The sequence below is a fragment of the Caballeronia arvi genome (assembly GCF_001544695.2).
GTDB classification, from domain to species: domain Bacteria; phylum Pseudomonadota; class Gammaproteobacteria; order Burkholderiales; family Burkholderiaceae; genus Caballeronia; species Caballeronia arvi.
The window spans coordinates 101787-121366 of the sequence record NZ_FCOM02000012.1 but is presented as its reverse complement, the minus strand read 5'-3'; the positions used below and the strand labels follow the sequence as shown (position 1 = coordinate 121366).

Below are 19580 nucleotides of genomic sequence, written 5' to 3'. Positions count from 1 at the left end.
AACCAAACATGACTATTCAGCACAAGTCCTCGCCATCTTTTCAATGGGATGACCCGCTCCTGCTTGCTCAACAACTGACGGAAGAGGAGCGTTTGGTCCAGGATTCCGCCCATGCATATTGTCAGGAACGTCTGGCGCCGCGCGTTCTCGAAGCGTTCCGTCAGGAGTTCACTGACCCGGAAATCTTTCGTGAAATGGGCGAACTCGGCTTGCTGGGTGTCACGATTCCCGAAGAGTATGGCGGCGCTGGGCTGAACTACGTGAGCTACGGTTTGGTGGCCCGTGAGGTGGAACGCGTCGACTCTGGTTATCGGTCCATGATGAGCGTTCAATCCTCGCTGGTGATGGTGCCGATTAACGCGTTCGGCTCCGAAGAAACACGTCAGAAGTACCTTCCGAAGCTTGCGAGTGGCGAGTGGATTGGTTGCTTCGGTCTGACAGAGCCGAACCATGGTTCCGACCCGGGAAGCATGGTTACTCGCGCGAAGAAGGTCCCAGGCGGTTACTCGCTTTCTGGCAGCAAGATGTGGATTACTAACAGCCCCATCGCTGATGTCTTCGTCGTGTGGGCAAAAGACGATGAAGGTGCGATTCGTGGCTTCGTCCTTGAGAAGGGCTGGAAGGGTCTTTCTGCGCCGGCGATTCACGGCAAAGTGGGCCTCCGCGCGTCCATCACCGGCGAGATTGTGATGGACGAAGTCTTCTGCCCGGAAGAGAACGCGTTCCCGGAAGTGAGAGGATTGAAGGGGCCGTTCACGTGTCTCAACAGCGCACGCTATGGCATCGCCTGGGGTGCACTCGGCGCCGCTGAGGATTGCTGGCATCGTGCCCGCCAATACGTCCTCGACCGCAAGCAATTTGGCCGCCCGCTGGCTGCAAATCAACTCGTGCAGAAGAAGCTCGCTGATATGCAAACCGAAATCACCCTCGGACTTGCTGGATGCCTCCGACTCGGACGGATGAAGGACGAGGGTACTGCTGCAGTTGAAATCACGTCGCTCATGAAGCGGAACTCGTGCGGCAAAGCGCTCGATGTGGCGCGAGTCGCTCGAGACATGCTTGGCGGCAACGGCATCAGCGACGAGTTCGGTATTGCACGCCATCTCGTGAACCTCGAGGTGGTCAACACTTACGAAGGAACGCACGACATCCATGCTTTGATTCTGGGTCGTGCTATGACGGGCATTGCGGCCTTCTGAGCGAACATGGAAAAGACACTATCTAAAGGAGCGCTTGACGGGGTCCGTGTCTTGGACCTGTCACGGGTTCTCGCAGGTCCGTGGGCCAGCCAATTGCTCGCGGACCTTGGAGCGGAGGTGGTCAAGATTGAACGACCGCGCACCGGTGACGACACCCGGGCATGGGGACCTCCCTGGTTGCCTGATGCAAACGGAGACGCCACCGCAGAGTCTGCGTATTATCTGTGCGCCAATCGCAACAAGCAGTCGGTGACCGTCGACATCAGCCAACCCGAAGGGCAGGAACTGATTAAGCGCATGGCCGCTCAAGCTGACGTGCTCGTTGAGAACTTCAAGGTCGGAGGCCTGCGGCAGTACGGGCTGGACTATGAGGCATTGAAAGAAGCGAATCCACGCCTCGTCTACTGCTCAATTACGGGCTTTGGACAGGACGGACCATACTCAAGCCGTGCTGGCTACGACTTCCTGATTCAAGGCATGGGCGGCCTGATGAGCCTTACTGGTCGTGCAGACGGTGCGGAAGGCGCCGGCCCGATAAAGGTGGGCGTCGCACTGACCGATGTCATGACCGGACTCTACGCGACGGTAGGTATCCTGGCTGCATTGGCTCGGCGGGACCGGACTGGCGAGGGTCAGCACGTCGATTTGGCTTTGCTTGACGTCCAAATCGCGAGCCTCGCCAACCAGGCTTCCAACTATCTCGTGGGCGGCACTGTGCCACAGCGCCTCGGAAACTCCCATCCGAACATCGTTCCCTATCAGGAGTTCCCGACTGCGGACGGCTACATGATTATCGCCGTGGGCAATGACGGTCAGTTCCGCAAATGCTGCGAAGTTCTTGGCCGGCCGGAGTGGGCGAAGGATGAAAACTTCTTGACCAACCCGCGGCGCGTTAAGAATCGAGCTGCGCTTGTGGCGATGATTGAATCGGCGACGCGGCAACGAACGACCACGGAATGGGTAGAGGCGATGGAATCCGCAGGCGTGCCTTGCGGATTCATCAACAACTTGGCAGAAGTGTTCAGAGACCCTCATGTCCAAGAGCGTGGCATGCGCATTGAGATGCCTCACTCGGAAGGGGGTAACGTCTCGATGGTTGCGAATCCAATCAAGATGTCGGCGTCGCCAGTCCAGTACCGCAATGCACCGCCGACGCTGGGACAGCACACGTATGACGTTCTTCAAGGTTGGCTTGGCATGTCGGCTGACGACGTCGATGCTCTACGCGAAGCGAAGGTCGTCTGACAAGCTCTCAGGTTGAGAGGCCAGCGTACCAGCCGGCTAAACAACTAATCACCGAGACGCAGCGTTCGAGAAGAACCGGTTGCTATCGGCGGTCCGCACACGCACTCGGGCGCGAACGGACCAATCGAACAAGAGATGATAGAAATGAAGGGCGACGTAGAACGAGAGTCAATGGAATATGACGTCGTGATTGTGGGTGGCGGGCCAGCTGGCTTGTCGGCTGCGATTCGACTGAAGCAGCTGGCGCTTGAAAATGGTGTTGAAGTCGGCGTCTGTGTATTAGAAAAAGGCTCGGAGATTGGCGCCCATATTCTGTCGGGCGCAGTGATTGACCCTCGCGCGCTGACTGAGCTTATTCCGGATTGGAAAGACCGAGGCGCCCCGCTCAGTGTTTCTGTAGCCGAGGACCGCTTTCTCTTTCTCTCTGAGAGCGGCGCGAAGGCAGTACCAACGTGGGCGCTTCCTGCAAACTTCAAAAACCACGGTAGCTTCGTGGTCAGCTTGGCGAACGTAACGCGATGGCTTGCCGAGCAAGCTGAAGCTCTTGGCGTCGAAATCTTTCCTGGTTTTCCTGCTACAGAAATACTCTGGAACGCCAATGGGTCAGTGAAGGGTGTCGCGACGGGCAATATGGGGGTCGACAAGAACGGCGAACCCACGAGCAACTTTCAGCCCGGCATGGAACTTCATGCCAAGTACACTCTATTCTGCGAAGGCGCGCGCGGCCATCTAGGACGGCAGTTGCAGGAAAAGCTCGAACTCGACCAAGAGTCCGACCCACAGGTGTATGGAATCGGCATCAAGGAGTTGTGGGAAATTGACCCTGCAAAGCATCAGCCTGGCCTCGTCGTTCACACGGCAGGTTGGCCGCTAGACAACGACACGTATGGCGGTTCCTTCCTTTACCACTTCGAGAAGAATCAGGTAATGGTCGGCTTCGTTTTGGGATTGGGCTACAAGAACCCCTATCTCTCGCCGTTCGAAGAATTTAACCGATACAAGACGCATCCGGAGATTCGCAAGGTTCTCGACGATGGCAAACGTCTTTCGTACGGTGCCCGAGCGATTACAGCGGGCGGTTTGATGTCGCTTCCGAAGCTTGTATTCCTTGGTGGAGCGCTTGTTGGCGATGATGCGGGCTTTCTCAACGCCTCACGCATCAAAGGCAGCCATGCGGCAATCAAGACCGGCATGCTCGCGGCTGAGGCGGCATTTGAAGCAATACAGGAAGGCAGACAGAATGATGTTCTGACTGCCTATCCGGAGGCTTTCAAGAGGTCATGGCTCTACGAAGAACTGTACAAGGCTCGAAACTTTAAGCAATGGATGAGCAAGGGTCTTTATCTCGGCACGCTGATGGTCGGTCTTGAGCAGAAGGTCTTAGGCGGCCGCATCCCGTGGACCTTGCATCACCAGCATCGCGACCACGAGACGCTGTTACCGGCGGACCGCTGCAAGCCTATTGAATATCCCAAGCCGGACGGCAAGCTCACCTTTGACCGGCTCTCATCTGTATTTGTCTCGAACACGAATCACGAAGAGAATCAACCGATTCACCTAACTCTGAAGGACTCTCAGCTACCGGTCTCTTTAAACCTTCGCACCTACGGTGGTTCGGAAGCGCGATTTTGTCCGGCCGGTGTATATGAGTTCGTCAAGAACGAAGACGATAGCGACCGCTTGCAGATCAACGCGCAGAACTGTCTGCACTGCAAGACCTGTGACATCAAAGACCCGACACAGAACATCGTGTGGGTTCCGCCCGAAGGCGGTGGCGGCCCCAACTATTCGAGCATGTGAATATGAAGAAGATTGGTATTGTAGGTGCGGGCCAGATGGGTTGCGGTATTGCCCAGGTTTGCGCGGCCGCAGAACTTGAGGTCGTACTGAGCGATGTCAGCGAAGACGCTTTGAATAGCGCGAAAGACTTGATTGGTCGTAACTTCGCGAAAAGGGTCCAGGCCGGCAAAATGTCGGCGTCGGACGCAACGGCAGCACTTGAGCGGATTACCGTCAGCACAAACCTCAGTGACTTCTCTGACTGTGACTGCGTAATCGAGGCGGCCACCGAAAGCGCTCGCGTCAAAGAGCAGATACTGGCGTCGTTGGAAGCGGTCATTCGACCCGATGCGGTGCTCGCGACCAACACGTCTTCGGTGTCGATAACGAGCCTTGGCGCTGCGGTTGTGCAGTCGAGTCGTTTCATTGGAATGCACTTTTTCAATCCTGTGCCGGCGATGACGCTTGTTGAGGTCATACGTGGAATGCGTACGGACGAAGCGACATCCGCAGCGGCAAATGAATTCGCTGAGCGACTTGGGAAGCACGCGATTTCAGTAATGAATTCGCCTGGTTTTGTAGTAAATCGGATTCTGATTCCGATGATAAACGAGGCGATTCTGGTGCTTCAGGAAGGGCTGGCGTCTGCGGTTGACATTGACGAGGGCATGAAAAGAGGTGCGAACCATCCTATTGGCCCATTGGCCCTCGCTGATTTGATTGGTCTCGACACGGTCTTGGCCATTATGACTGTGCTCCAAGGCGAGTTTGGCGACCCGAAGTATCGTCCAGCATTGCTGCTGCGAGAGATGGTTGCCGCAGGTGCACTTGGTCGTAAGTCCGGCCAAGGCTTTCATACCTATTGAGCAACAAAAGACTGCTTTGCAAGTGGCAAGTGCTCTCGTCGAGCGAGCAGTTGCCGAACGGACCGGATAGGAGACAACGTGAAGATTCTTGTTCCCGTGAAGAGAGTGGTTGACTACAACGTTAAAGTGCGCGTGAAGTCAGACAACACAGGCGTCGATATTAGCAACGTGAAGATGTCGATGAACCCGTTCGATGAAATCGCTGTGGAAGAAGCGGTCCGCCTGAAAGAGGCGGGCGTGGCAACCGAGGTTATTGCGGTCTCGGCAGGCGTTGCGCAGGCACAGGAAACACTGCGCACAGCGTTGGCTATGGGTGCGGACCGAGCCGTTCTCATTGAGTCGAATGAAGAATTGCAGCCTCTTGCAGTCGCAAAATTGCTTAAGGCGCTCGCGGACAAAGAAAAACCTGAGCTTGTCATTCTGGGTAAGCAGGCTATCGACGACGACTCGAACCAGACGGGGCAGATGCTTGCCGCGCTCGCGAATCTGCCTCAAGCGACGTACGCGTCGAAAATCACTATCAGCGAAGGCAAAGCCACGGTTGCGCGCGAGGTCGACGGTGGCGCAGAGACGCTTTCGCTCAATCTGCCCGCAGTGGTGACGACCGAACTTCGATTGAACGAGCCGCGCTACGTTACGTTGCCGAACATCATGAAAGCGAAGAAGAAGCCGCTGACGACCACAAAGCCGGCGGAGCTAGGCGTGGACGTTTCGCCGCGTCTGAAAACGCTGAAGGTTGCCGAGCCGCCACAGCGGGGTGCTGGCATCAAGGTGGCGGACGTGAAGTCGCTAGTCGACAAGCTGAAGAATGAAGCCAAGGTCTTGTAAGGAGGGGAACAACATGACAAATCTGGTTATTGCTGAACACGACAACGCGTCCATCAAAGCTGCGACGCTCAATGCAGTCGCCGCTGCTCTGGAAATTGGCGGGGCTGTGCACGTGCTGGTTGCAGGCCATAAGGCGCGGCCGGCGGCGGATGCGGCGGCTAAGCTCGCAGGCGTGGCAAAGGTTCTACTTGCCGACGCGCCGTACCTCGAACAGGCCTTGGCTGAGAACGTGGAGGCCACCGTCCTCCGGCTAGCGAAAGATTACTCGCATATCCTGGCGCCGGCGACGGCATCTGGGAAGAACATCGCGCCGCGAATCGCCGCGAAACTCGATGTGGCGCAAATCAGTGAGGTCACTGCGGTACTTAGCGCAGATACTTTCGAGCGGCCGATTTACGCCGGCAACGCGATTGCGACCGTGCAGTCGTCCGACCCAGTCAAGGTCATCACGGTCCGCACAACCGCATTCGACGCCGTCCCGGGCGCCGCCAATAGTGCGGAGCTGACAGAGATCCAAGCTGCCGCAGACACTGGACTCTCTCAGTTCGTCAGCCGAGAAGTGACGAAACTAACCCGCCCGGAACTCACCAGCGCAAAAATCATTGTGTCGGGCGGTCGTGGCCTGGCAAGCGGTGAAAATTACACGAATGTGCTAGAACCCCTGGCAGACAAGCTCGGGGCCGCGCTCGGAGCGTCGAGAGCGGCGGTCGACGCGGGCTACGTGCCCAACGACTATCAGGTAGGCCAAACCGGAAAGATCGTTGCGCCGCAGCTATACGTGGCAGTTGGCATCTCAGGGGCCATTCAGCATCTCGCTGGTATGAAGGACTCGAAGGTGATTGTTGCCATCAACAAAGACGAAGAGGCGCCCATTTTCGGTGTCGCAGACTACGGCCTTGTTGGTGACCTTTTCGCCATTGTCCCGCAATTGACTGCCGGGATTTAACCACGCTCTAAAAAATTCTAAGGTCGAGCGCTGAGCGCTCGACTAGACGGTGACGCCTCTGCGCACGGCTTTGCCTTGGCCGTGGGTGCTGACAGCTACCGGTGCAGTACTACCACGGACAATCAGCGACGCCTGGGAGACAGAACGATACGAACCTTGTTCAGCGCTGTGACGCAGCTTGTGGACGAACCACAGCCCGCACGCTGTTGCCAGCTCGGAAACCGGTAGACCAATGGTCGTAAGTCCTGGTCCCCACCAACCGAAGCCGACATCGTCACCGAAACCTATGACAGACAGTTCTTCGGGTACACGTATGCGTTGCTCTAAGAGTTCTTCCAAGATTCCCTGCGTCATCTGAACCGAAGCTGCGACGATTGCCGTGGGCCGTACTTTACGAGATAGAAGCCGCCGCACGGCTTCGCGGCCAAAACCAACTTGAGCCGGGGAGCCCAATTCGACCAGCTCGTCTCGGTCCTTCGTCTCGAGGGGGAGAGCCCGCAGGAATCCCTTCAAACGCGCAGAGCCTGTCGGTAGCACGTCCGTCACGCCGATATATCCAATTCTCCGGTGACCCTGTTGCACAAGGTAATCGGTGGCATCGTACAGGGCCTGCGTATCATCGATTCCAAACCACTCCTCGCCGATAGCATTGTCGCCGCGGAGAAGTTGAACGTGCGGCCGCATTCTGAGCAGCCGGATGGTATCGCGGTGGGGCCGCGCGGTCGGAACAATGATGATGCCCGCGACGTTGGAGCTCGCCAATTCGCGAACGCTCCGCAACTCGGCCATCTTGTCGTCTCCAGTTTCTGACAGCGCCAGTTGGTAGCCGGCTTCCTGGAGGCATTTTGACAGCGCGTGAGCGATTGTGGCGTAAAAGCTATTACGGATGTCTGGTAGGACGAAGCCTACAAGGTTGCTCGAAACGCCTCGCATCATGCGAGCAGCGAGATTTCCTACGTAGCCAAGCTCGTCTGCGACTTGCGTAACCTTCTGTTTGGTCGATGCACTGATGCGCGGGTCGTCCGCCAACGCACGGCCAACAGTTGAAGGGGAAACTTGAAGACGCGCGGCGATGTCTTTGATAGTGACCATAGTGTTGAGCGGATGATTCTTCTGGATGATGTTTCCGCTTGCATCGTGAAGCTGCGGCAAGCGCCGAGTTCATCTTTAAGGCAGGCAGCGAGCCAAAATTGGCCACGCGCCGTAACAAGGCTTGCAGTTTCGAAAGAATTGCCGCCGAGGTCGCCGCTCTTCAAAGGGATGCAGCATTCTGCATCGCCTTCCCGTGTCGCGCTCGAGCGGTATGAAAGACGAACGTAGCATAGCGTTTCACCTTTCCTCCGATCTTCCCGTGCGCCCAGTCGCCCGTGCATCACTGCGATGCGCGCACCGTCAGTGAGCATGATCCGCACCAAGCAAACGATAGCACATTTTCAGCAGGCACGGAATTTCTCACTGAGGACAACTTCTGCATTGACGCGCGCGTTCACGGCCCCTACACTGCTACAAAAGTTGCGCTAACGTTAGCATAATCCCTGCAGAGAATGGAATTCGTCACTCGCGGCGACCGCGCGGTCAATCGGAGCGACTGTTGTTAACTAGGAGACATAGCGATGGAAACCCATGAACATGACGTGCGAAACGAACGCGTCACGCTCGTGCTGTTAGGAATAGGGTTCGGACTTGTGGGGTTCGACAGGTGGTTGATGGCGCCTCTGTTCCCGCACATGATGCACGACCTCAACCTTAGCTACTCAGAGCTGGGAAGCCTGATTGGGGTCATCGGAGTGACGTGGGGGCTTTGGTCAATTCTCATGGGGCCGCTGGCCGACCGGGTTGGTCGAAAGAAAATTCTGATTACCACGATGGTCGCATTTTCTGCACTTTCGTGCGTCTCGGGGCTTGCAACTGGGTTCATTAGCTTGCTCGTTCTTCGTGGTGTCATGGGTATTGCTGAAGGCACGTTCTCGCCGGCGAGTATTGCAGCGAACAGCGACGCTTCCCACCCCGCTCGTCGCGGCCTGAATCAAGGTCTACAGATCAGCATGATTCCGTTGATGGGACTCGGCTTCGCTCCAATCGTAGCGACGCAGTTGCTGGAGTGGGTTCCTAACTGGCACTGGGTTTTCATGCTCTCGTCCATTCCGGGCTTCATTGTTGCATTCTTAATTTATCGCTGTATACACGACCGGGTGCCTGCGAGCGTTACCGAAGCGCTACGCCATGAAGCCCCCCTTCGATGGCTAGACCTGTTTTCCAGCCGTAACGTCACCGTGGCGACAATCGCAATTCTCTGCGCGATGGGCGGCATCTTCGTTATCGGGGCCATGGTTCCGACGTACCTGGTAACGGTGATTCGCCTTGATTCTCGTAGCATGGGTCTTGTTGCCTCCGCGGTCGGATTTGGCGGCTTCGTTGGCTGCTTCGCGCTCGCTGGCCTCTCTGACTATGTCGGACGACGTCCGACAGCGATTTTTGGTTTCGTCTGCGCTGCCATCATCCTCTTCTTTTTCTCTCGCGTTGGCGCAAACCCGTGGTTGTTGTTTGTCCTTCTGTTTGGCGTAGCGCTGTTTGCGATGGGACTACTCAGTCTGTTCAGCGGCCCAGTTGCTACTGAGGCGGCGCCCCTAGGCCTGATTGCATCCACGATTGGTTTCGTGTCCGGCGTTGGTGAGACTTTCGGTGGTGGCGTTGCGCCGGTCATCGCTGGGTTTGTCGCACAGCACTTTGGTATCGCCAAGACGCTAGATTTTGCTTTATATAGCTTGGCGGTGGGCGCGATCGTCAGCTGCTTCCTGATCGAAACTGCACCGCGGCGCCGCAAGAACAACGGTGCTTTGCAGAGTGATGTCGCGATCCAGCGGGGCGTATCGGCAATAGGGACGAGGGCAAAGTAAGGGCCGGAAGGATCGGCTCGATGGCGTTCCCTCGCAGACGAGGGTTCATTGGAGGAAGGTACGCTGATGAGATACGCATTTGCTAACGTGTCCAGTGCTGGCTCTCAACCATTTCCGGTGATAGTGATGGAGGAGCGAGCGCTGGCGCTGGCACACTGGGCGTCGCGCGGGTTAAACGGCGTTCATTCGATGCGCGCGCTGATGGAATCTTGGGACGTCAACGCACGGCAGCTGAGGGAAATCGCGTCGGAGTCAGCGACGCGCGAATTGATTGCAACAGTAGGTGTTCCACTGGCGCATCTGACGATTCACGCTCCTGTCGCCCCGTCTCAGGTCTACTGCACGATTGGCAACTATCGTGCGCAATTGCTCGAGGCAGCAGTTGACTCCGCAAGTCACCTCGACGCTCAAGAAGTAGAGGAGCATCGAAACGCTACGCTCAAGTCGATTGAAGAGCGGCGGCGCACTGGAGAACCATACATTTGCATGAAGGGTACTTCTTGCATTTCCGGTCCCCACGACTCGTTGCGCATCTCTCAAGGGTTGACGTCGCTCGATTGGGAGGTCGAGGTCGGTGTCGTCATCGGTCGCCGCCTGAAAGATGTTAGTTCGATTGAGGCGCTCGAAGGCATCGCAGGATACTGCGTTGTGAACGACATCACGCTGCGCGAGCGGATCTTCCGAGCGGATATGCCTCAGATGGGTACGGACTGGATTCAATCCAAAAGCCGGCCCGGGTGGTTGCCGGCAGGCCCTGTCTTGATGCCCGCGTGGAACGTCGAAGACCCCAGCGCCTTCAGACTGCATCTGAGCCTGAATGGGGAGTCAATGCAAGAGGGAAGCGCAACTGACATGATTTTCGGTATCGGGGAGCAGTTGGCGTACTTGTCCTCGCTGGTCGGTCTCGAGCCGGGGGACCTCGTCTGCACAGGTACGCCTGCTGGAATCGGAACCCACTACTCACGGTACCTTCGCCCTGGTGACGTCATCGAAGCCACCGTGGACGGCCTCGGAACTCAGAGAACAAAATGCATTCCTTAATCAAATAAAAGGTGCTAACGCACCAAGAACCAGGAGAAAGAATGAAACGATTAGTTATGCTTGCGGTTGCAACGGCGGCATTTGTCATGCTTCTGTCGGCCGCGATGGCTCAGGGCGCTGCTTCCAGCGGTGTGGCTGCTACCGCTTCGCAGGTGCAACCCGTCTCTGCTCCGATGACCAAAGTGCAACAGAAAGCAAAAGCTAAAGTCGAACGCAAGGAGACTAGACGTCAGGCACGAGCTGCCCGGAATGCAGAGCTCAAACGACTGGAAAAGAACGGATTCGGCCCGCAGGCGTCGCCAGCTCAGTATCCAGAAAATATGACAAACGCTGAGCGAAAGGCCGCCGCTCAGTCGAAGAGCGCAGTTCCGGCGTCGACTCCCGGCCAATAACTGCATCGTCTGAACGTCCTAGCAAGAGCACGGCGAGTCGAGGGTCACCATCTCAAATCGAGAGACGGACGTTCCTTGGCGAGATGAAAACATGGATGGAGGAGCGCATGGAACCGAAGCAATACACCGCATTAGCAAAAATCCTGCACTGGACAATGGCAATTGTCATCATAGTCGCCTGGGGTGTCGGCTATTACTCGAGCACGTTGAGCGTCCCGCAGAAGATTCAGGCTGACAGTATCATGCTGCACAAGTCCATCGCGACGCTAACAATTTTCCTGCTCGCCGCACGAATCGCGTGGCGGTTGACGCACCGGCCGCCCGAGACGACGAAAGACCTTCACAACTTCGAGCGTCAGGCGGGGAAGTTAGGTCATCTCGTGCTTTACATCTGTATGTTGGCGCTCCCAGTTGCAGGATGGCTATGGAGCTCTGCAGCTGGATATCCGATCCCGGTTGCACACCTGTTCTCCTTGCCGCCTTTGATGGCCAAGACTCCCGCGCTTGTCCCAATCTTCAAGCAAATCCACATCTATCTTTCGTACCTGCTGGCGTTCCTCGTTTGCGGACACGCTCTCATGGCGCTGAAGCACCACTTCATCGACAAAAACGAATCCCTGAAATCAATGGTGCCCGCTTGGTTAGCGCGGAGAATCGGACGTGAAAAACCGGCAAGTCGCTCAATATCGATCTGAGCGGGTCGAAGAACTGACCCGTCAAAAGAATACCCTTAATGCAGCTCGAAGTATCGCAAACCGTCCTGCAGTTGGGAATTTTGAGAGCTGGTTCGGTTTAGAAAGACCGAAATCTTGAATGGCCCTCAGATTAGCAAGCACGTTTATCGGCGCCGTGTGAAGCAGGCCCAGAGCAACTATTCGCTCCCAGCGATTTTGCGGAGCATCAAGTCGTAGCTTCCGCGCTACATATGGAACACGAATGAGAAAGCAATTGTATGGGCTATGCCTGTTAGGGTGCACATCGGTCGCGCATGCGCAAACGAGTATTACGTTGTACGGGCGCATTGACAATGGAATTCAGTATGAAGGCGGTTTGCCTACGGGCGGTCTGGTCAGTGCCCAGAGCGGCGACTGGGGATGTTCTTGGTTTGGATTACTTGGATCCGAGGACCTTGGTGGCGAAAGCAAACTGCTCTTTCGGCTGGAAGGCCAGATCGATACTATGACAGGGGCGTCGGAAGGCAGCCTATTTGGTCGACGCGCGACAGTGAGCCTCGAAAATGTGCGCTACGGCACATTCACGCTTGGCAACCTCGGCGCCAGCGAACTCTCGCAAGACAGCTGGGCCGTCGATCCACAGGCAATGCAGCGGTACTCGGTAGTTACGCTGGTGCGTGCCCGAAATTGGGCGATGGCGTCAAACGGCCTTGCCTATGAGACTCCGGCGTGGGCGGGGCTTACGCTCAAGGGGCAGTATGACCTCACTAACAACACGAGCTGGAACAAGGCGACTACATCGACCGGGCAGGGACGTTCGGATGGCCTCGAAGCGATTTACCACTACGGAGATGCGCATCTGCGTGTCATCTATGACGAAATACGGGGCCCGAATGGTTCATTCAACGACGTGTATGCGCACTCGCGCTCCGTTCTAGCGGCGGGACGATACGTGTTTGGGGCGGTGCAGCTTTATGCTGGATATCAGCATCTGAGTGCGCCAAATGCCACGAACGCAAGCGTCGGCGTCGCTGACTCCTCGCAGCCCGCCGGTGTCTCCGCTCCCTCTCGGGTAGATCACGAGTGGCTTGGAGCCTTCTGGCGAGTCAACGTCGAAACGGGGCTTACCGCTGCTATCTATCACTCGCACGCGAACCACGGCAATGGAAATGCGACACTCTATACGCTGGGGAGCACCTATCTCCTTTCAAAGCGGACATTTCTGTATGCGGAGACTGGCTATCTCCACAATGGCGCGACCTCAAACATCGGTCTGAGTAGTGGTCCTTATGGAAACAACGATTACGACCAGGCCTCAAACATCGCATCGAACAGCAACCCAGACTATGGGCATAGTCAGTTTGGGGTATTCGCTGGGATCATGACACAGTTTTGAGCTACCACCCCGCCGTTTTAAACCATGGTAGCGGCTCGCGAAACCGCCGGACATTGGATCGCCCCTTCAACGGTAAGTGTGTGCACCTTTATCCGTCGGCGCTCGACTGAAATTGGCGCATTCTTTCAGTTCCGTTTCACTCGTGGTTGCGCGGCGTCTGAAATCGATTTCGGATACATTCAGAGGCGGGTCTAGGGTAAGGTGACGGCTTTATTCGCACTGGACGCTCTCTCAGGTTCTGGTCTATGCCCCGCGATAGTCCAGAGGCCTTTTCGCCGACCCTTTCGGGTCGGCATTTTTTTGTGCGCTACATTTTGCCGAATGACGGAAGATCGGCTTGTGAGAAAGAGCCTAGGCTCTGGCGAAATCACAGTGCGCACAAGAAAGTATGCGGGCGGATCGTTGCAATGCTGTGTCGCTTTCGCCCTTCTCGTAGATAGATATACTTTGGTTTCTCGACACGAAGAGTGTGTGCGTCGAGTGTCGTTCAGCGCGAGCGGTTCATACTGGAGTGGGGACGATCGCCAGAATCAAGCGACGTTGATTAGACTGAGTTGAGAATCCATCCGTGCGCATCGACGTAACGAGGACGGTGATTGTGGGGAGTTCGGGTTCCGAAAAAAGCTGGCTTGCCGAACGGATCGAAATCGCTTGGAAGCGCCCGCTAGAGATCTGGATTCGATTCATCGGCTTCGGGGCGGATACAACGTTGCTCGGGGCGCGACGAGTCCGTCAAGTTGCTTCGAAATGCTGCGAAAGCATCGTTGGGTTGTTGAAGGTGTACACGGTTCGCTAGTCGATGAGATCCGTGACCGCTCCGCCGCGCTTTTCTGACTGTGTCTTGACGAAGCAGAACGCGTCGAAAACATCGACAACAAGGTATCCGTCGCGAAGGAGACATGGCAGCATTCGCCTCCCTGCTGGAGTGGGGTTCGACGTATCGAAGCCGTCGGGATCGAGTTCCTTCATTGGCCATAGGAAACTGTTTGAGGAGTACGGGTTGCAAGCGGTGGCTTCGCTCGTTCGGACAGTTCTCTGGGATCTTTAAGTGGAACGTCAGGGGCGATCATGCTGCCGATTTAATCGCAGGCGGCGTGGTGAAGTGTACCTCATCCATACAACTACACTTGTAGCCTCGAGCTTTCTATCGCCGGCTCGCCGAGCAACCCCAAGTTGGTGCACTTGCCACTGGGCGTTGATTTATTTGCAACGGTTCAGCAACTTCGCGCCCCCTCGAGCTGCTCCGGGCTGCCATCCCCCTGATGGCTTGGAGCTCAAGAGGCGGGCGTTTCGGTTAGCAGTGCGTCAGACGCTTATCATCTGTTGGTTTTGCAACGTAGTTTTTTGAGGTAGGCCGCAGACGCTTTCGACGAGCGACCGGAACCACTGATGGGCGGCATGGGAATGGACGCGCTCATGCCAAACCAACTTATAAATCAGCTTTTCAGTCTGAAATGGAAGTGCTTTGGCGAGCAGTCCGTATTCGCGGACGATATTTCGACCGTGACCATCAAGGAATGCGCTGGGTACGCATGTCAGCAGCTCGCTACTTGCGATGATTCGCAGTGCGTCGGCGAAGTGATTGACGATCACCGGAATCGTGCGTGAGCGTCCGTGCAGACTGAGCCATCCGTCTATAACTCCGAGATCTATGCCAGAGGGCGTGACCAGCACATGAGACGCTGCGACGAATTGATCCATATCCATCGCGTCGCGCAATGTGTGGTCTGCCCGCATCACGCACACATAGTGGTCGGTCCGTAGCCCCTGGACATGAATATCGCGCGGTAGTGACGGAAACATGCCAACAGCGCAATCGAGCGCCCCGCGCTCAATTGCCTCTAATGAGTTGGTGTTCGTGTGAAAAGAGAACGCCAGTTTCGCGTGAGGTGCGACCTCATGCAGCCGAAGCGCTATTGCACTAACTGCTTCTCCTGCCAGACTGTCAGTCACAGCAATCCGAAAGCTAGTCGCGTCGGAGCGTGGATCGAAATGCGCAGGCGCTATCGATGCCCTTATCACGGCCAGGGAGCGATGGAGTTCGGGCCAGATCGCCAGCATTCGAGGTGTCGGCTGAACGCCATCCGCCACCTTCAGAAAGAGCTGATCCCCGGTCATTTCCCGCGCGCGACGAAGAGCGTTACTTAGTGCAGGTTGGGTCATCGACAGACTAGCGGCAGCGCGTGTCACGTTTTTCTCGAGCATGATGGCTTCGATAGCGACGAGGAGGTTAAGGTCAAGCCTCATGATTATTCACCGAATTGATAACGATCCCACGAAATCTAAATTAGACGTGCAAGATCTTTTGATCGATAGTGCTCGCACACATCCCCGCAGGACTCCCGCGCTTCTACCCCTAACCTAATATATCACCAGGATTCGTATCATGAATGACCGTACCCTCGTCGACCCGCTGCCGAAGCTCACCGGGAAGATCAGTGCGGAGCGCATCCGTCTTATGCGCACGCCTCGCCCTCCGGAGGGAGTGATCGAAAAGCTCAGGCGCATTCCCGACGCGACGAGCGTCGTCGCGGACGTGATGGACGAGCTCGGAATCATCGGCGCCGTGGGCGCCTCGGTCCTCAAGCCGACGTTGCCGAACGCAAGCATCGTCGGGCCGGCGCTTACGGTGCGCAACGTAATGCAGCGCGAACACGTCTATGAGACCGCGCGGCTTCATGTGAACCGCATGGCCGAGTTCGAGGCGCACAACCTCGCACTACCGGGCGATGTGGTCGTAATCGACGGTGTGGCGGGCATCTCTAACATGGGCGGCATCTCGGCTCAGACCGGTAAGCGCCAGGGAGAGGCCGGGGCGATTGTTTCGGGCGGCATCCGCGACGTGGGTCACTCGCGACGTGCGGAATACCCGATGTGGGCCACGGAAATCACGCCTGTCACCGGGAAATGGCGTATCGAAACCGTCGAGATCAATGGCGATATCCAGATTGCAGGCATCCGTGTTTCGCCCGGCGATATTGTGGTCGCCGATGAAACCGGCGTTTGTTTCATTCCTGCCGCACACGCGGAAGAGGTAGCCGACCGGGCCCTCGCGAAAGCGAATTTCGAAATTGAAAAGTGTCTTGCAATCGATGCGGGTACCGCGGTCGCCGACCTGCCGAGCAAAGAGTGATCGTTATGGCCAACCAATTTCCCAAACTGCGCGTCGCGGTGCTCGACGACTATCAAGACGTCGTACGAACGCTCGACTGTTTCAGTACGCTGCAAGGTCATGAGATAACCATCTGGAACGACTCCGTGCCGGATGCGGATATGCTGGCAGAGCGATTGATCGACGCTGATGTCCTCGTGCTGATGCGCGAACGAACGAGAGTGGATGAAGCGCTTCTCAGCCGCTTGCCGAACCTCAAGCTAATTAGCCAGAACGGTCACGTTCCGCACATCGATCTCGCCGCCTGTACACGCCATGGCGTGATTGTCTCTTCAGCGCTGACGTCGCGTCCTTCATATTCCACTGTGGAATTCACCTGGGGTCTGATTCTGGCGGCGATGCGCAACATTCCCCTGGAAGCTGCTGCTCTGCGGCGCGGCGCGTGGCAGAGCACGGTGGGGCTCGGCTTGCGAGGCCGCACGCTTGGTATCTATGGCTTCGGCCGGCTGGGTTCGATGGTCGCACGGATCGGTGTCGCGTTCGGTATGAACATCCTGGTCTGGGGACGTCAGGGATCATTCGATCGAGCGCAGGCGGAAGGCTTCTCGATCGCGCAGAGCAAAGAAGCCCTTTTCGCACAGTCGGATGTGCTGAGTCTTCATCTGCGGCTGAATGCGGAAACGGTTGGCCTCATCGGCCTCGACGAACTCTCGATTATGAAACCGACGGCACTTCTCGTGAACACCAGCCGGGCCGAACTCATCAAGCCCGGAGCACTGGTGGCCGCGCTGCGCGACGGCCGCCCCGGCAAGGCAGCCATCGACGTATTCGAGCACGAGCCGCTGACTGATCCGGCTGACCCATTGCTTACGCAGCCGAACGCCTTGTGCACCCCGCACCTCGGCTACGTCGAACGGGACAATTATGAGTTTGGCTATGGCAACGCATTCGATCAGATCGTGGCCTTTGCGAGAGGCACGCCGATTAACGTACACAACACGGATGTGCTGAAACAAGGAGAACCGCAATGAATCTCGAGTTGGAAGGAAAAGTCGTTTTGATCACCGGTGGTAGCAAAGGAATCGGTCTCGCCTGTGCACGCGCATTCGCGCGAGAAGGTGCACGGGTGGTCATTGTGTCGCGTGGCGAGGAGAACCTGGGCACCGCACAGGCGGCTCTGGCGACGGAAGGCATCGACGTGACAACGATCGCAGCCGATCTCGCCAAAAGCGCGGAAGCAGAAAGGGCGGTGATGGCGGCAGAAGACAAGGTCGGACCCATTGCAGTGCTCGTCAATTCCGCAGGCGGTGCCGTGCGTGTGCCGCCGAGCGAACTGACGCCCGACAAGTGGCATGTCGCGATGAACGCTAAGTTTTTTACCTACATGAACGTGATGGACTACGTCCTGCCGCGAATGGTCGCGCGTCACGCTGGCTCCGTGGTGAACATCATCGGCACCGCCGGGAAGGTCGCCTCGCCGATTCACATTCCGGGGGGCGCCGCGAATGCGGCGTTGATGTTGGCTTCTGCAGGTCTGGCCGCGGCCTGGGGACACGCTGGCATTCGCGTGAACGTCATTAATCCTGGCGCCACCATGACAGGTCGGGTGCAGATGTCGCTCGAGGCGGAGTCACGCGCGACAGGCAACTCGCCCGAGGACATCCTCCGCCAGAACATCAAACGCATACCACTAGGACGCTATGCCAACCCGGAGGAGGTGGCGGACGCGGCACTCTATCTTGCAAGCGCACGTGCATCTTATGTCACCGGCGCTTCGCTAACCATGGACGGCGGTTTGACACCCCTCGTCGCGTGACAGGTTAGCCGGTTGAAATCAACACAGGAGGAGACAAGATGTTCAGCTGGTATCGCGAGCTAACAAAGCGCGAGCGAAATACGTTCTGGGGTTGCTTTGCGGGATGGGCGGTCGACGCGATGGATGCACAGCTCTTCAGCTTTGTGCTTCCGGTGCTGATCGCCGTCTGGGGCATGACGACCGCACAGGCAGGCTATCTGGCAACGGCTACGCTCATATCGGCGGCCGTGGGTGGCTGGGCCTGCGGCTACCTCGCAGACCGCTATGGTCGGGTCCGCGTGATGCAGTTCACCATCCTCTGGTTCTCGGTGTTCACCTTCATCGCGGGTTTCACCCAGAACTTCGAACAGCTCATTGCGGTGCGTGTGCTGCAAGGGCTAGGCTTCGGCGGCGAGTGGGCATCCGGTGCGGTCCTGATGGGCGAGATCATCAGGCCGGCGCATCGCGGTAAAGCGGTTGGCACAGTGCAAAGCGGCTTTGGCATCGGTTGGTGCGCGGCGGCCGGACTGGCCGGCATCATCCTCGCGCACGTCCCGGCAGATTTTGCATGGCGTTGTCTGTTGATGATCGGTGTGCTGCCTGGATTCCTCGTGCTGTATCTGCGCCGGACAATCGAGGAGCCGGACCTTTACCAACAGACTCGCGCTGCGATAAAGGCCGGTGGCCACGCTCCCAGTCTTATCGAGATCTTCCGTCCCGGTATGTTCCGCATAACCGTTCTCGCGTCGCTGCTGGCGTTCGGCGTGATCGGGGTCGGAGGCGCTATTGTAAACTGGCTGCCGACGTTCATGAAAACGGTCCGTCACCTGTCGCCGGGTGCGTCCGGGTATTACGTGTTCCTCGTCACAGGCGGCTCGTTCTTCGGATTTTTGGCAAGTGCGTACCTTTCTGACGTGCTCGGCCGGCGGAGGACATTCCAACTCTTTCTGGTGTGCTCGTGGCTGGTGACGATCGCCTATATGTTCCTGCCGCTGTCAGGCTGGTGGCTCATCGTGATGGGCGTCCCGTTCGGCTTCTTCACGATCGGCAACTACGCTGCGCTAGGTCCTTTCTTCACGGAACTCTTTCCGACTGCAGTACGTGGAAGCGGCCAGAGTTTTGCGTACAACTTCGGAAAAGCTGCCGGCGCGGTTGCGGTCGCTTGTATCGGGATCCTCGCCCAGCGGATCAGTCTCGCGGAGGCCATCGGTTCAGTTGCGCTGCTTGGCTATAGCGTTGCGGTTGTTGCGACGCTCATGCTGCCCGAGACAAAAGGGATCAGCCTGACCCCGGGGCTCGGGGAGGCCGCCGAACAGGCTGACCGGTCCATCGAAGCAAAACAGCAGCCGCTGCCGGGCAGGTCTTGATCGTACGTGTACACCGCAGATTCAACGCAGAAATGATAGGAGA

At 57.2% G+C, this 19580-nt stretch carries 17 protein-coding genes; 15 read left to right on the top strand and 2 right to left on the bottom strand.

All coding sequences use genetic code 11. The annotated features are described in order from the left end of the window. The first annotated feature begins 8 nt into the window (after positions 1 to 8). The 6 genes from AWB74_RS16515 (at position 9) to AWB74_RS16490 (ending at position 6863) form a co-directional block, all read left to right on the top strand. Positions 9 to 1199: an acyl-CoA dehydrogenase gene (locus AWB74_RS16515; protein ID WP_061147811.1), complete on the top strand. Its 1191-nt coding sequence runs from the start codon at positions 9 to 11 to the stop codon at positions 1197 to 1199. Positions 1200 to 1205: 6 nt separating this feature from the next. Next, positions 1206 to 2444, top strand: coding sequence for a CaiB/BaiF CoA transferase family protein (locus AWB74_RS16510; RefSeq protein ID WP_061147810.1), 1239 nt, complete (start codon positions 1206 to 1208; stop codon positions 2442 to 2444). 135 nt (positions 2445 to 2579) lie between these two features. After that, the gene (locus AWB74_RS16505) at positions 2580 to 4244 is read left to right on the top strand and encodes an electron transfer flavoprotein-ubiquinone oxidoreductase (RefSeq protein ID WP_200821981.1); all 1665 of its coding nucleotides are present in this window, start codon (positions 2580 to 2582) and stop codon (positions 4242 to 4244) included. After that, positions 4241 to 5089: a 3-hydroxybutyryl-CoA dehydrogenase gene (locus AWB74_RS16500; RefSeq protein ID WP_200821980.1), complete on the top strand. Its 849-nt coding sequence runs from the start codon at positions 4241 to 4243 to the stop codon at positions 5087 to 5089. The genes AWB74_RS16505 and AWB74_RS16500 overlap by 4 nt, the downstream gene beginning before the upstream one ends. A 78-nt stretch (positions 5090 to 5167) precedes the next feature. Then, on the top strand, positions 5168 to 5917 hold the full coding sequence (locus AWB74_RS16495) for an electron transfer flavoprotein subunit beta/FixA family protein (protein WP_061147808.1): 750 nt from the start codon (positions 5168 to 5170) through the stop codon (positions 5915 to 5917). Between the two features lie 13 nt (positions 5918 to 5930). Further along, entirely contained in the window at positions 5931 to 6863 is a 933-nt protein-coding gene (locus tag AWB74_RS16490; RefSeq protein ID WP_061147889.1) for an electron transfer flavoprotein subunit alpha/FixB family protein, read from the top strand. A 42-nt stretch (positions 6864 to 6905) separates the two neighbouring features. On the opposite strand, the gene AWB74_RS16485 is transcribed toward AWB74_RS16490, so the two are convergent. Then, entirely contained in the window at positions 6906 to 8015 is a 1110-nt protein-coding gene (locus AWB74_RS16485) for a LacI family DNA-binding transcriptional regulator (protein ID WP_235024598.1), read from the bottom strand. 461 nt (positions 8016 to 8476) lie between these two features. Between AWB74_RS16485 and AWB74_RS16480 the strand changes: the two genes are divergently transcribed. The 5 genes from AWB74_RS16480 (at position 8477) to AWB74_RS16465 (ending at position 13263) form a co-directional block, all read left to right on the top strand. Continuing rightward, entirely contained in the window at positions 8477 to 9760 is a 1284-nt protein-coding gene (locus AWB74_RS16480; RefSeq protein ID WP_061147807.1) for an MFS transporter, read from the top strand. A gap of 48 nt (positions 9761 to 9808) precedes the next feature. Then, complete coding sequence (locus tag AWB74_RS16475) at positions 9809 to 10801, top strand: fumarylacetoacetate hydrolase family protein (protein ID WP_235024597.1); 993 nt, start codon at positions 9809 to 9811, stop codon at positions 10799 to 10801. Between the two features lie 41 nt (positions 10802 to 10842). After that, positions 10843 to 11193, top strand: a complete 351-nt coding sequence (locus tag AWB74_RS45650; protein WP_143749250.1) for a hypothetical protein — start codon at positions 10843 to 10845, stop codon at positions 11191 to 11193. Between the two features lie 107 nt (positions 11194 to 11300). Continuing rightward, positions 11301 to 11888 carry a cytochrome b gene (locus AWB74_RS16470; RefSeq protein ID WP_061147886.1) on the top strand — a complete coding sequence of 196 codons (588 nt, stop codon included), beginning with the start codon at positions 11301 to 11303 and terminating at the stop codon, positions 11886 to 11888. Between the two features lie 241 nt (positions 11889 to 12129). Then, positions 12130 to 13263, top strand: coding sequence for a porin (locus AWB74_RS16465; RefSeq protein WP_061147806.1), 1134 nt, complete (start codon positions 12130 to 12132; stop codon positions 13261 to 13263). Positions 13264 to 14568: 1305 nt separating this feature from the next. Here AWB74_RS16465 and AWB74_RS16455 read toward each other — a convergent pair. Further along, positions 14569 to 15510, bottom strand: coding sequence for a LysR family transcriptional regulator (locus tag AWB74_RS16455; protein WP_061147804.1), 942 nt, complete (start codon positions 15508 to 15510; stop codon positions 14569 to 14571). A 139-nt stretch (positions 15511 to 15649) separates the two neighbouring features. Here AWB74_RS16455 and AWB74_RS16450 point away from each other — a divergent pair, with 139 nt between their 5' ends. Genes AWB74_RS16450 through AWB74_RS16435 form a run of 4 tightly spaced genes read left to right on the top strand, consistent with a single transcriptional unit; the run spans position 15650 to position 19537 of the window. After that, entirely contained in the window at positions 15650 to 16396 is a 747-nt protein-coding gene (locus AWB74_RS16450; protein WP_061147803.1) for an RraA family protein, read from the top strand. A 26-nt stretch (positions 16397 to 16422) separates the two neighbouring features. After that, positions 16423 to 17406 (top strand): D-2-hydroxyacid dehydrogenase family protein, encoded by a 984-nt coding sequence (locus AWB74_RS16445; RefSeq protein WP_061147885.1) that lies wholly within the window; start codon positions 16423 to 16425, stop codon positions 17404 to 17406. Continuing rightward, positions 17403 to 18191, top strand: coding sequence for an SDR family oxidoreductase (locus AWB74_RS16440; RefSeq protein WP_061147802.1), 789 nt, complete (start codon positions 17403 to 17405; stop codon positions 18189 to 18191). Before AWB74_RS16445 ends, AWB74_RS16440 begins: the two co-directional genes overlap by 4 nt. 38 nt (positions 18192 to 18229) lie before the next feature. Continuing rightward, positions 18230 to 19537 (top strand): MFS transporter, encoded by a 1308-nt coding sequence (locus AWB74_RS16435; protein ID WP_061147801.1) that lies wholly within the window; start codon positions 18230 to 18232, stop codon positions 19535 to 19537. Positions 19538 to 19580 lie beyond the last annotated feature (43 nt).

Coding starts and splice junctions, on each gene's coding strand:
- AWB74_RS16450 (WP_061147803.1), top strand. CDS start 15,650: ATGAATGACCGTACCCTCGTCGACCCGCTGCCGAAGCTCACCGGGAAG.
- AWB74_RS16455 (WP_061147804.1), bottom strand. CDS start 15,510: ATGAGGCTTGACCTTAACCTCCTCGTCGCTATCGAAGCCATCATGCTC.
- AWB74_RS16470 (WP_061147886.1), top strand. CDS start 11,301: ATGGAACCGAAGCAATACACCGCATTAGCAAAAATCCTGCACTGGACA.
- AWB74_RS16480 (WP_061147807.1), top strand. CDS start 8,477: ATGGAAACCCATGAACATGACGTGCGAAACGAACGCGTCACGCTCGTG.
- AWB74_RS16465 (WP_061147806.1), top strand. CDS start 12,130: ATGAGAAAGCAATTGTATGGGCTATGCCTGTTAGGGTGCACATCGGTC.
- AWB74_RS16515 (WP_061147811.1), top strand. CDS start 9: ATGACTATTCAGCACAAGTCCTCGCCATCTTTTCAATGGGATGACCCG.
- AWB74_RS16435 (WP_061147801.1), top strand. CDS start 18,230: ATGTTCAGCTGGTATCGCGAGCTAACAAAGCGCGAGCGAAATACGTTC.
- AWB74_RS16510 (WP_061147810.1), top strand. CDS start 1,206: ATGGAAAAGACACTATCTAAAGGAGCGCTTGACGGGGTCCGTGTCTTG.
- AWB74_RS16505 (WP_200821981.1), top strand. CDS start 2,580: ATGATAGAAATGAAGGGCGACGTAGAACGAGAGTCAATGGAATATGAC.
- AWB74_RS45650 (WP_143749250.1), top strand. CDS start 10,843: ATGAAACGATTAGTTATGCTTGCGGTTGCAACGGCGGCATTTGTCATG.
- AWB74_RS16490 (WP_061147889.1), top strand. CDS start 5,931: ATGACAAATCTGGTTATTGCTGAACACGACAACGCGTCCATCAAAGCT.
- AWB74_RS16440 (WP_061147802.1), top strand. CDS start 17,403: ATGAATCTCGAGTTGGAAGGAAAAGTCGTTTTGATCACCGGTGGTAGC.